The following is an 11,564-nucleotide window of genomic DNA, read 5'->3' as shown; positions in this document are numbered from 1 at the left end:
GGGGTGGAGCGGGAGTTGGCAGGGGGGCAGGGCGTGGGTAGAGTTGGTAGGGCGCAGGGGATGGGGCGGTGCTTAGTGGCCCTTTATTCGTGCCAGTCGCCAACTGCTCCTCATTTCGTTCGACCACTAAATTTTCGAGAAATTCAGGGTACTTGTGTTCCTCATTTCGCCTAACCACCAACTTTCGGCCAATTCAGGGGCACTTGTGCTCCTCATTTCGTGCGACACGCCCACTTTCGGTCAATTCAGGGGTATTTGTGCTCCTCATTTCGTTCGACCCGCCCACTTCCGGCTGATTCAGGGGTATTTGTGCTCCTCATTTCGCTCAACCGCCCGCTTTTGGCTAATTCAGGGGTATTTGTGCTCCTCATTTCGCTCAACCGCCCACTTTCGGCTGATTCAGGGGCACTTTGGACTCCTCATTTCGCTCAACCGCCCACTTTCGGCCAATTCAGGGGTACTTGTGCTCCTCATTTACGTCTGTGGCCCACTTTCGGCACTTTTAATGGGATTTATCCCTTTGATTTCACCGCGTGGTCCACTTTTGGCACATTTAATGGGATTTATCCCTTTGGTTCGGCCGTGCGGCTCACTTTGGCACATTTAATGGGATTTATCCCTCTGATTTCACCGTGCGGCTCACTTCCGGCACTTTTAATGCGATTTATCCCTTTGATTTCACCGTGCGGCTCACTTCCGGCACTTTTAATGGGATTTATCCCTTTGGTTCGGCCGTGCGGCTCACTTCCGGCACTTTTTAATGGGATTTATCCCTCTGATTTCACCGTGCGGCTCACTTCCGGCACTTTTAATGGGATTTATCCCTTTGGTTCGGCCGTGCGGCCCACTTCCAGCACATTTAATGGGATTTATCCCTCTGATTCCGGCGCGGTCAATGGCGCACATATACTATACTTTCGGCGTTGAGGTCAGGTAGTACTTAATTCCAGTTTGTCCACAACCGAAGCCCCTACATTTGCTCAACAGCATACGGAAGCGGTGGCACTCTATTGAGAAGGACGGCAGCCGTTGCAGCGTTGGCAACAAGATGAGAGAAGCACCCCCGTCTAGCACCAAACATACTAATCTTTACACTGCAATCGGCAGCAGTGATGCTTGTCCGTTGGTGATCTGTATGGCTCAACAGGGATTAGCATAGCGGTAGCAGCTTGGAGCCTACGTCCCTTGCTCATCGAAATAGCTGTTCAGCAGCTTGAGGAACACATTCGGAAAGGCGTAATTTTTCATGTCCTCACGGTTGATCCAGCGCTGCGCTCCGCTGTCTGCTGCATCAGCTGCGGCATCCCCGCTGTCGAACAGCGCCAGCGGTGCGTCTTCCGCCGGCTGTGCCCCCAGCGCCGCAGCCAGCAGGCTGTTCTCACGCTCCGCATGAGCCGCTCCCGCATCCACTCCCAGCGGGCTATTCTCGCGCCCCGCATGTGCATCCACTCCCAGCGCGCCATCCGCGCGTCCCGCATGCGCTGCCCCAGCATCCGCCCCCAGCGCGCCATCCGCGCGCTCCGCTTGCGCCGCCCCGTACACGGCGCGGCTCTCCGCTGCCAGCGGCAGCGCCGCCTCTTCCCTGCAGCGGTACACCTGCAGGGTCCACACAATATGGCTGAATGTATGCTCCGCAGCCATCCAGTGCCCCTCAGGCCGGGCGTGAATCCCGGCCTGGCTCATGGACCGGCGCAGCCGGTCCAGCGCTGCCGCTTCCGGCAGCAGCGCACCGCGCGCGCCGCCAGCCTCAGCAGGCGGCGCAGGCCAGTGCGGCAGCTCCCACATGCGGGCCAAAAGCCCGCTAGCCGGCCGCTGCCGGATCAGTACCCGGCCCGCGTGCTCGCCGCGGCCCTCCACTAAGGCAGCCAGCCGCTCCTCCGGACGCGGCGGCTTCGCCTTGGTCTTGACGGGCAGCGAGGCCTCGCAGCCCGCCAGCCGCGCGGCGCAGTGCTCCATCACCGGGCACGGAAGGCAGCGCGGTGATTTCGGCGTGCAGATGAGCGCTCCAAGCTCCATCAGCGCCTGATTGAAGCTGCCTGCCTCCCCTTCTGGGATCAGCTCGGCGGCAAGCTTCTCCATTTTCACACGGGTCGGGCCTTTGGCAATGTCATCCTCAATCAGGAAATACCGGGATAAGACGCGCATCACATTGCCATCCACCGCCGGCTCCGGCCGGTTGAACGCGATGCTCAGAATAGCACCGGCTGTATACGGGCCTACGCCCTTGAGGCCGAATACGGCATCACGGTCATCCGGCACCTGCCCCCCGTACAGCTCCTTGACCTGCTTCGCGGCATGCTGGAGATTCCGGGCACGCGAGTAGTAGCCAAGACCCTCCCAGCATTTCAGCACCTCTTCCTCCGGTGCATCTGCGAGCGCCTCCACGGTTGGAAACTGCTCAATAAAACGGTTGAAATAAGGAATTACCGTATCCACCCGGGTCTGCTGCAGCATAATCTCCGAGATCCAGATGTAATACGGATTGCGGTGGCGCCGCCACGGCAGGTCCCGCTTCTGGAGGTGGTACCATTCCAGCAGGAACCGGCTGAAGAATAACTTGGCTTCCTGCTGCGCTTCTATGTGCTTCTCATCTGTAGTCATCGTTATTCTCCTTGCCGTTCAAAATTATATAGTTACAGGCTGTGGCCGGTCGTCCGCTCCACCACCGCGAAGGCCGAGGCCAGTCCGCGGCTGTGCGTAATGGTGAGATGAATGACATACTCCTGCTCCGGCAGCCCCAGCCGGGCCCAGGCCTCCGCCGACAGTATGGCTACTGGCTTGCCCAGCGCATCCGGCAGAATCTCAATGTCCTGAAAACCCACCATCTGACCGATTCCGCAGCCCAGCGCCTTCACAACCGCTTCCTTGGCCGAGAATCTCCCGGCGGTGAATTCCGCTGTCTTCGCGCCTTTGCCTGCGGCCAGCACCCGCTCCGGCCCGGTCAGAATTCTCCGGGAGAACCGGTTGCCCAGGCTGCTCTCCGTAATCCCGGCAACCCTGCCGATTTCCAGCACATCATGCCCGATTCCATAAATCACACTTCCACACCTCTCCTGGCTCTGCATTCCTTAACCCTCTTATATTACCTTCTATCCTTACCCTGCGTCTAATGATATGATCTTGCTAGGACTCCACAGATCTCATGTAACAGTGAAGCCTGTCAGCTTCTTGACCAAGTATTATTAATAATAGTCTTAGCGTCAGCTTTCTGCTATCTTAAAAGAAAAAAAACTGAAAGTCTATCACCCGCAAATCAGGTATATCCGGTAAAGAAGTACAACCGCCAGTTCCAAGAGATGAAGGAAAGGAAGAATACCTTATGTCCCGTAATTTTGAATTACCCGCAGGAGAGGATGCGGTGCTTCGCTGCTCCCATTTTCCCGCTCAGGGAGAGGCCCGGAGTGTGGTGGTTATCGCTCACGGCTACAAAGGCTTCAAGGATTGGGGGATGTTCCCGTATACGGCACAGGCGCTCAGCGACGAGCATGAAGTGATCAGCTTCAACTTCTCCCATGCCGGCATCGGCGAGGATCTGCAGAATTTCACCGAGCTGGATAAGTTCGCCCGCAATACCTACCAGCGTGAGATCAAGGATATGGAGATCCTGCTCTCTTATCTGAGCCAGCACCACAGGTTCGGCAGCCTCCCACTTTTCCTGCTGGGCCATAGCCGCGGCGGGGGCGACTCACTCCTCTACGCACTGGATCATCCGGCAGAAATTGCCGGGGTCATCTCCTGGAACGGGATCACTAACCTGGATCTGTTCACAGAGCAGCAGAAGAGTGAAATGCGGGAAAAGGGCCGGACCCATGTGCTCAACGGACGGACCGGCCAGCAAATGCCGCTGGACGCCATCATTATAGAGGATCTGGAGCAGCAGGCGGAGCGTTACCAGATTCTAGAACGGATGAAGCAGGCCAACTTCCCCGTTGTCCTGATTCAAGGCAGTGAGGACGGCGAGCATCTGCGGCGCGGCTCCGAGCAATTGATCCGGCTGCGGCCGGATATCGAATGGGTGCAGATTCCCGGCGGCAATCATACCTTTGGCACCGTTCATCCTTTTGCCGGAACTACCCACCAGTTAGAACAGGCGATATCCGCTACCAGAGGGTTCATCAACCGGGTACTGGCGAAGTAGGCCGTACATTTATAATGAGCTTCACATACCTGGCTGCCTAATTGTATTCGGATTTTCGCATACATTCGGCCGATGCACCTTCGCACCAGCACATTGTATTCGGTTTTCCGCATACATTCGGCCGATGCACCTTCGCGCCACACATTGTATTCGGTTTTCCGCATACATTCGGCCGATGCGCCTTCGCACCAGCACATTGTATTCGGTTTCCGCATACATTCGGCTCGTTCGCCTTCGCACCAGCACACTCTTACACAAAAACCGCCGGAGCGTCTGCATCAAGCGCAGCGTCCCGGCGGCTCCGGCATAACCTGTCTAGATCCCCGGAATACTATCGCGCTTATGCGCCGTTCTCCGGAAGAAGCGCTCCAGCTTCTCAGCCGCTTCAGGGCTGACGGTCTTCCCCTCCAGATAATCGCTGTTCTCCTCATAGGTGATTCCAAGCTCAGTCTCATCCGTCTGGCCCGGCCAGAGTCCGGCCGTCGGCGCTTTGGTTACGATATCCGCCGGCACGCCAAGCGCAGCAGCCAGCTGCCGTACCTGCCGTTTGTTCAGGGAGGACAGCGGTGTTATATCGACGGCGCCATCGCCCCACTTCGTATAGAATCCGGTAATGGCCTCAGAGGCATGATCGGTACCCACCACCAGCAGATTGTTCTCAAAAGCAAGCGCATACTGCATCACCATCCGCGTTCTCGCTTTTACATTCCCCTTGCCCTGATGGGTAATATGCTTGTGCTGGCCCAGGGACTTCAGGCTATGCTCGACCTCCAGGGCGATCTCGTTCACCGCTTCTTCGATATTGGTCTCCACCGTATGGGTCAGCTCAAAAGCCCGGGCCACCGCATAGCTGTGCTCAATATCCTCCTGCTCCCCGTAAGGCTGGAACACCCCGAGTGTCATATACTCCTTGCCTTCCTCCGCCGTCAGCTCGTCCGTAGCCAGCTTGCACAGACCCGCAGCCACCGCGCTGTCCACACCCCCGCTAATCGCAATCAGCAGACCTCTGGCCCCCGCCTGGAGCGCATACGCTTTCAGGAAATCTACACGCTTACGGATCTCCGCATCCGTATCAATCACCGGCTTAACTCCCAGCGTAGCAATAATCTCTTCCTGCAGACTCACAGGACCACCCCGTTTCTTAGAATTGTAATCCCTACCCTTAACATTAGAAAAAAATCCCGCATGAGCCAAGCCCCCGGCTGACGGCTGGCTGATGCGGGATCATTACTTATTCATGCTGCTGTCCTCAGGCTGCAGGACATTATTACTGGCACACGCGGTCAAAAACTTCCTTCAGCTCCGCAGCAATCTCGGCGGCCGAACGGTCTTCCACACCGTGACGTTCGATGAAGTGAACCAGCTCGCCGTCCTTCATCAGCGCGATGGAAGGAGATGATGGCGGATACGGTGCGAAAAATTCACGCGCCTTCGCGGTAGCTTCCTTCTCCTGACCGGCAAATACGGTGAACAGGTGATCCGGCAGAATCTCGTTCTGCAGCGCCTGGGCTACCCCTGGACGGCACTGTCCGGCGGCACAGCCGCATACGGAGTTCACAACAACCAACGAAGTTCCCTTGGCTGCCGGAAGGGCTGCTTCCACATCCTCCGGTGTTAATAGCTCCTGAAATCCGATGCTTGTCAGATCGTCGCGCATAGGTTGGATAGAATCTCTCATATATTGATTAAAAGACATGGACATTTCTCTGCACTCTCCTTCATCACTTGAATTGAGATAAGGTCAGAACCCGGATAACGTTACCGCGTTCCAGCACTACTTGCTAACTTTATTATACATACATACTCTGCGAAAGCAAGAGATGCAGCCTGCCGCTGCACAGCCCCGAAACGGTGCCGTCCCCGTGAAATCTGCTACATATATACAGGGCTCTGGACCGCTCCCTCTCTGGACTCCACCGGAAAAGTAACGATGACCGAGGTCCCGGACCCTACCTCCGATTCTACCCGGATCGTTCCGTTATGCCGCTCTGCAATACTAAGACAGAGCGGCAGACCAAGACCTGTCCCCTGGCTCTTGGTGGTGAAGAACGGAGTGAACAATTGATTCAGCTGGCTCTGGGGCATGCCTTCTCCGGTATCCGTAATAATCAGCAGCACGTTATCCCCATGCTCATAGGCAGCCAGCGTCAGTACGCCCTTGGCCTCCATCGCCTCCATGGCGTTGCGGGCCAGATTCAGAATCAGCTGCTTGATCTCCCGGATATTCAGCTGCAGCAGCGGCATCGTCGGGCTGATTTTCAGCTCCACACTCTGGCCGCGGAGATTGGCATCCGCCCAGATCAGCGGCGTAAGCTCCTCCAGAATATGCTGGAGCCCGGCTGGCTCCTTGTCCGATACACGGGTCTGTGCCAGCGACAGAAAGTCATTGATGATGCTGTTGGCCCGGTCCAGCTCTTCCATGACAATATGATAATAGGAGTGGAGCTCCTCCGGGCTTTTCTCCCGCATCAGCTGCAGGAAGCCGCGAACTACTGCCATCGGGTTACGGATCTCATGCGTAATGCCCGCAGCCATCTGCCCGACCAGCGACAGGCGCTCGACATTGTCAAGCTCACTGCGCATTTTCTCCTCTTCCGTCAAATCCTGAATAATCATGACGATGCCGCCCGGCAGTCCCGATTCATGCTGGAGCGGCGCGGTAAAAATATGATAGGTCATCGAATCGACCCTGATCTTGGTATTGGAGCGCTGTCTGCTCCTCAGAACCGCCTGTAACCGGTCCAGGGTAGCCTGATCCATGCTTTTGCCGAAGATATCACTAGCCGGCCTGGACAAAATAAACTCTCTGGTCAACAAGGGACAATGACGCTGCATCAGGCTCAGCATATATTCATTCACCTCTGTCACATACCCGTTGTCATCGAACTCCATAATATTCAGCGGAACTACATTTGTAATCTGCTGCAGCTTCTCCGATTCCCACTGGAATTTCTCCGAGATTCCCTGCATTTGGACCCTGACCTGCAGCTTGTCCCACGCCTTATCGATATAGGTGATGAACAAGGCGCCCAGAATTAGGGCCGTTAATCCGTATAGTCCGGCGAGAGCCGCTTCGCTGGGAGGTATATCCATGACATTCCTGCCCTGTATATTCGGTACAATGACTATGAATAACATGCTCGGGAAAAGTGCGCCCCACAGGATGAAGATTTTGCCGGGTATCGCAGATTTCTTGAACATCCCGGACATACCGAAGAGCAGCGGATACAGCAGCACCCCTGTATTCAGGAAGAGATGCTCCAGACCTGAGGGCACCGAGAACAATGCAGTACAGAAGAAGAAATATAGCGCGAGGTAGACGCTGGAGCGCAGATTACCATATAAGATCCCAATATACGCCGGGAGAATAGCCAGATTCAAATAGACCAACCCGAACATCGTGGCCGACAGTGCCATGCACAGCGTAATCCCCAGCGCGCAGCAGATCATCAGAAAGGTCTGGTCATCCGGAAACCTAATGTTCCTGCGCAAGGGATGGCCCCGGTCCAGCCTCCACTGAAAGAGAAACAGAAAAATGCAGGCAGCCGATATTTGCAATAAAATATCCTTTACCGCATAAATAATTGCAATCACTCCTCAAATTGGTTAAAATTCCTTTTCCACTTAGATTAAAGCATAACCGCGCATTCCTGACAACGATAATCAGGTTTCGGTCGCTTGGACCTGGCTACACTCCGCCTGGAATGGTATGATGCCGTTAATAGAGTGTCGCAATAAGCAAAAGGAGCAAATGAATGAGTAACTACGATGTAATCGTCATTGGAGGCGGCCCGTCCGGGCTGATGGCCAGCGTAGCCGCAGCCGGACACGGAGCGTCCGTACTTCTGATCGACAAAGGGGCGAAGCTGGGCCGCAAGCTGGGAATCTCGGGCGGCGGGCGCTGCAATGTTACCAATATAAAGGAGACCTCGGAGCTGATCGCCCATATTCCGGGCAACGGCCGTTTTTTATACAGCTCGTTTGATCATTTCAACAACCGGGATATTATAGATTTCTTTGAGGGGCTGGGCATTGCCTTGAAGGAGGAGGATAACGGGCGGATGTTCCCTGTATCGGACAAGGCCGCAAGCGTAGTATCCGCTCTGATAGGCAAAGTGCGGAGCCTTGGTGTGCAGATCATGACGGACAGCCCGGTCCGGGAGGTTCTCTACGAGGAAGGAGCCGTCCGGGGCATCCGCCTGGAGTCAGGCCAAGCGTTCGGCGCGAAGGCTGTAATCATTGCCACCGGAGGCAAGTCCGTGCCGCAGACCGGCTCTACCGGCGACGGGTACCCTTGGGCTGCCGCCGCCGGACATACGATCACAGAGCTGTTCCCGACCGAGGTCCCCATTCTCTCCCGGGAGGCGTGGATCAAATCCGGGGAGCTGCAGGGCTTGTCCCTCCGCGATGTCATACTGAGCGTCTGGAATCAGAAGGGCAAGAAGGTGATCTCCCACAGGGGGGATATGATCTTCACCCATTTCGGCTTATCCGGCCCGATTGCGCTGCGCTGCAGCCAGTTCCTGCGCCAGGTTCAGCAGAAGTCGGGAAACGATACCGTGGAGATGTCCATCGACCTGTTCCCGGACCTGTCCCTTCAGGAGGCGGAGTCTATGCTCCAGAATAAGCTCGATCTGGAGCCGAAGAAGGCGATCCGCAATTCGCTGAAGGGCCTGCTGCCCGAGCGCCTGATCCCGCTGCTGCTGGCGAAGAGCGGGCTGGACGGGGAGATTACAGGCCATCATATGCCCAAGCTTGGCCTTGGGGCGCTGGCTGCCCTGGTGAAGCGGATGCCCGTTCAGGTTCACGGGACACGTTCCCTGGCGGAAGCCTTTGTGACCGGCGGGGGAGTTGCGCTCAAGGAGATCGACCCCAAGACCATGCAGTCCAAGCTGACCGCAGGCCTCTATTTTTGCGGTGAGATTCTCGATATTCACGGGTATACCGGCGGCTATAATATTACCGCTGCCTTCTCCACCGGCTATACTGCCGGTAAGCATGCGGCGGAGCAGTAAGGCGCATAAGCAGCGCCTATAGTTAGCTTCTTCTGTCTGGCCTGCGATCTGAGAAACATCCCGGATGCTGCCAGTGACAGCCAGAACAGCCGTAACAGCAAAAAGCCTTCCCCCGGCTTGTGGAGGAAGGCTCTTTGCCGTTATCTTGCAAACCTTATGACACTGAAGATACGGCCGATCCAGATTCCGGCGGCAGCCCCGACAGGGATAAAGATCAGCAAGCCCAACCAGCCGTAGGCCGGAATGCAGAGCATAGCGGAGCACAGGACGGCAAAGGGCGTCAGTAGAATGGGCATCGCCTTGGAGCCGGCGTCCGCCTTCTGCTCCTTGGTGAACGGCAGAATGCCGATATAATCATCCCCGGAGAAAAGATTCCAGAAGGAGGTCAGCCAGTAGGCCATCAGGCATGTCAAGATGGCGTACAGCAGCCATTTCAGTACTACCGGCACAATAAGAATGGCCACCAGCGACACCCCGGTGAACTGCAAATACAGCTTGAGGTGGGCCGGATTGCGCAGCAGCGCCTTCATCCCTGCGGCGGCGAAGCGGCTCTCGGGCAGCTTCGAAGCCAGCAGCGGCTGTGACTTGCGGAAGATCCAGGGCTTATAGCGTGTCGGCCGCGGCTTATCCAGCACACGGCGCAGCAGAATCGCTGCAATTCTCATCCGCTGCTTGTAGTCTTCGCGCACATCATTCATGAACGTGCCGCGCAGACGCAGGCGGGCTCTGAAGGCCAGGACGGTCACCACCGCGTAGGCGGCTGCCGCAAGGAACAGAAGGGCCGGGCTGTCCTTCCAGAAGAGCGCGAGACGCAGGTAGATCCCGCAGGGTACGGCCACCGCCAGGATCAGCCACAGCCGGCGGCGGAAGCCCTGCCGCTGTACCTTGACGATATGGCCCAGCAGCTTAACGGCCCAGCTACAGGTTATGGTCAGCGCCAGCAGGCCATAGGCGCTTGCCGTGCTCAGATCGTAGCCGCGGATCAGAAACGGCAGCAGAATGACGTATACCGCCGCCATCTTCAGCGCAGTTACCGCTAGGCTATAGACCATCCCGCCCTTGAGGATCGTGCTGATCCAGTTCTGCCGCTGCCGCAGGAACAGCAGATCGCCTTCCTGGAGCAGCAGTACGATACCTCCGGTAGCCAGCAGAATGGCCAGCAGCGAAGGCACGACCACAAAGGGTACATGGCTGAACCAACCCGGGAGATTGCCGTTCCAGTAGCCATAATAGAAGCGGCCGCCGAGGAGGCCCCCCGGGATGAGGATATACAGCAGGACCGTCCAGTCCACAGCCGTACGGATAATAGCAGTCTGCTCCCGGAAATGGGAGAACAGTCTTCGTCGTAAGAGATTCCTTGCAGCCGGGAACGCAAATGAATTCCGGCTCATGTTAATTCGTCGAAGCAATCAAACAGCGATCCCTCCGGCAGCCCCGCTTCCCCGCGTATCGCCGCAAGTGTCCCCTCGGCGGCAATTTTGCCTCCGGAGATCAGAATGAAGCTGTCGCAGATTTTCTCCGCTGTATCCAGAACATGCGTGGACATCAGCACCCCGGCGCCGCGTTCCCGTTCCGCCTCCAGCAGGCGCAGGAAATCCTTGGTGGCCCTGGGATCAAGGCCGATGAACGGCTCGTCCACAATATAGACATCCGGCTGTACCAGGAAGCCGAGCATGAGCATCATCTTCTGCTTCATTCCCTTGGAGAAGCCCGCCGGCAGATCATCGCGCACATGGGTCATGCTGAACTGTACCAGCAGCTGTTCCGCCGTGGATTCGAAGGCTTCATAGCTTAAGCCGTAGGCAGCGGCAGCCAGATCAAGATGCTCCCACAGAGTAAGGTCCTCGTAGAATACCGGCTGCTCCGGCACGTAGGCGTAGGACTGGTTCTCACCGCCCAGCTTCACCCGGGCCTTGGCATGCTTCAGCAGACCGAGCAGCGTCTTGATCGTAGTGCTTTTGCCGGCCCCGTTCGGTCCGATCAGTCCCAGCAGCTCGCCCTTTCTCACCTGGAAGGAGATTCCTGAGATGCGGATGTCCCCTGCCTCATAGCCTGCTTCCTCAATTACCACATCAAGCACAGTATCCTCTTCGTCGTCCTCATCATCGTCGTAATACTTGTTGATCCGGTCCTCCGTCTGCTTCGGAGCCTTCTGTTCCTCTGAACCTTCTGTCTCTTCCATATCTATCTCCATCTCCTGTATCATCATTCAATATAATGCGATCATAGCACCATAGACGGACCTTTGCTGCAATAATTTTCACCCTTTACCCGCCCTTTAAAAGATTGTTCAATTTTTTATAATTAAAAGTGTGCTTATTGTGACAAATGACATGTTTTTCAATCTTTGTTTGACGTATTGTAAAGGCTAGATATCCGGAAGGAAGTATTCCAAACCGTGCGGATAAGCC

The 11,564-nt window shown here is 56.3% G+C and carries 9 protein-coding genes; 2 read left to right on the top strand and 7 right to left on the bottom strand.

Going from position 1 to position 11,564, the window contains the following annotated elements; translation table 11 throughout:
• Positions 1-1,176: 1,176 nt before the first annotated feature.
• Both mutY and acpS read right to left on the bottom strand, forming a co-directional pair.
• Positions 1,177-2,601: an A/G-specific adenine glycosylase gene (mutY, locus tag C173_RS03000; RefSeq protein ID WP_036722294.1), complete on the bottom strand. Its 1,425-nt coding sequence runs from the start codon at positions 2,599-2,601 to the stop codon at positions 1,177-1,179.
• Between the two features lie 32 nt (positions 2,602-2,633).
• On the bottom strand, positions 2,634-3,038 hold the full coding sequence (acpS, locus tag C173_RS02995) for a holo-ACP synthase (protein WP_036722336.1): 405 nt from the start codon (positions 3,036-3,038) through the stop codon (positions 2,634-2,636).
• Between the two features lie 281 nt (positions 3,039-3,319).
• Here acpS and C173_RS02990 point away from each other — a divergent pair, with 281 nt between their 5' ends.
• Positions 3,320-4,138, top strand: coding sequence for an alpha/beta hydrolase family protein (locus C173_RS02990; RefSeq protein WP_036722292.1), 819 nt, complete (start codon positions 3,320-3,322; stop codon positions 4,136-4,138).
• Positions 4,139-4,453: 315 nt separating this feature from the next.
• On the opposite strand, the gene nadE is transcribed toward C173_RS02990, so the two are convergent.
• The 3 genes from nadE to C173_RS02975 form a co-directional block, all read right to left on the bottom strand.
• Entirely contained in the window at positions 4,454-5,263 is an 810-nt protein-coding gene (gene nadE, locus C173_RS02985) for an ammonia-dependent NAD(+) synthetase (RefSeq protein ID WP_036722289.1), read from the bottom strand.
• Positions 5,264-5,405: 142 nt separating this feature from the next.
• Positions 5,406-5,840 carry a BrxA/BrxB family bacilliredoxin gene (locus tag C173_RS02980; RefSeq protein WP_036722287.1) on the bottom strand — a complete coding sequence of 145 codons (435 nt, stop codon included), beginning with the start codon at positions 5,838-5,840 and terminating at the stop codon, positions 5,406-5,408.
• 170 nt (positions 5,841-6,010) lie between these two features.
• Positions 6,011-7,630 carry an ATP-binding protein gene (locus tag C173_RS02975; protein WP_051477779.1) on the bottom strand — a complete coding sequence of 540 codons (1,620 nt, stop codon included), beginning with the start codon at positions 7,628-7,630 and terminating at the stop codon, positions 6,011-6,013.
• Positions 7,631-7,893: 263 nt separating this feature from the next.
• Here C173_RS02975 and C173_RS02970 point away from each other — a divergent pair, with 263 nt between their 5' ends.
• A complete protein-coding gene (locus C173_RS02970) occupies positions 7,894-9,153 on the top strand; it encodes an NAD(P)/FAD-dependent oxidoreductase (RefSeq protein ID WP_036722285.1) in 1,260 nt (419 codons plus the stop codon).
• Positions 9,154-9,293: 140 nt separating this feature from the next.
• Here the strand turns inward: C173_RS02970 and C173_RS02965 are convergent, their stop codons facing one another.
• Positions 9,294-10,544, bottom strand: coding sequence for an ABC transporter permease (locus tag C173_RS02965; RefSeq protein WP_036722279.1), 1,251 nt, complete (start codon positions 10,542-10,544; stop codon positions 9,294-9,296).
• Positions 10,541-11,335: an ABC transporter ATP-binding protein gene (locus C173_RS02960; RefSeq protein ID WP_155991207.1), complete on the bottom strand. Its 795-nt coding sequence runs from the start codon at positions 11,333-11,335 to the stop codon at positions 10,541-10,543. The genes C173_RS02965 and C173_RS02960 overlap by 4 nt, the downstream gene beginning before the upstream one ends.
• Positions 11,336-11,564: the final 229 nt, after the last annotated feature.

The sequence above is a fragment of the Paenibacillus sp. FSL R7-277 genome (assembly GCF_000517965.1).
GTDB lineage: Bacteria > Bacillota > Bacilli > Paenibacillales > Paenibacillaceae > Paenibacillus_AQ > Paenibacillus_AQ silagei.
This window is presented reverse-complemented; position numbering and strand designations above follow the sequence as displayed.

Bases quoted from the DNA above. Each gene is read 5' to 3' on its own strand.
- mutY (WP_036722294.1), bottom strand. From the start codon at position 2,601: ATGACTACAGATGAGAAGCACATAGAAGCGCAGCAGGAAGCCAAGTTA.
- C173_RS02990 (WP_036722292.1), top strand. From the start codon at position 3,320: ATGTCCCGTAATTTTGAATTACCCGCAGGAGAGGATGCGGTGCTTCGC.
- C173_RS02980 (WP_036722287.1), bottom strand. From the start codon at position 5,840: ATGTCCATGTCTTTTAATCAATATATGAGAGATTCTATCCAACCTATG.
- C173_RS02970 (WP_036722285.1), top strand. From the start codon at position 7,894: ATGAGTAACTACGATGTAATCGTCATTGGAGGCGGCCCGTCCGGGCTG.
- C173_RS02965 (WP_036722279.1), bottom strand. From the start codon at position 10,544: ATGAGCCGGAATTCATTTGCGTTCCCGGCTGCAAGGAATCTCTTACGA.
- C173_RS02960 (WP_155991207.1), bottom strand. From the start codon at position 11,335: ATGGAAGAGACAGAAGGTTCAGAGGAACAGAAGGCTCCGAAGCAGACG.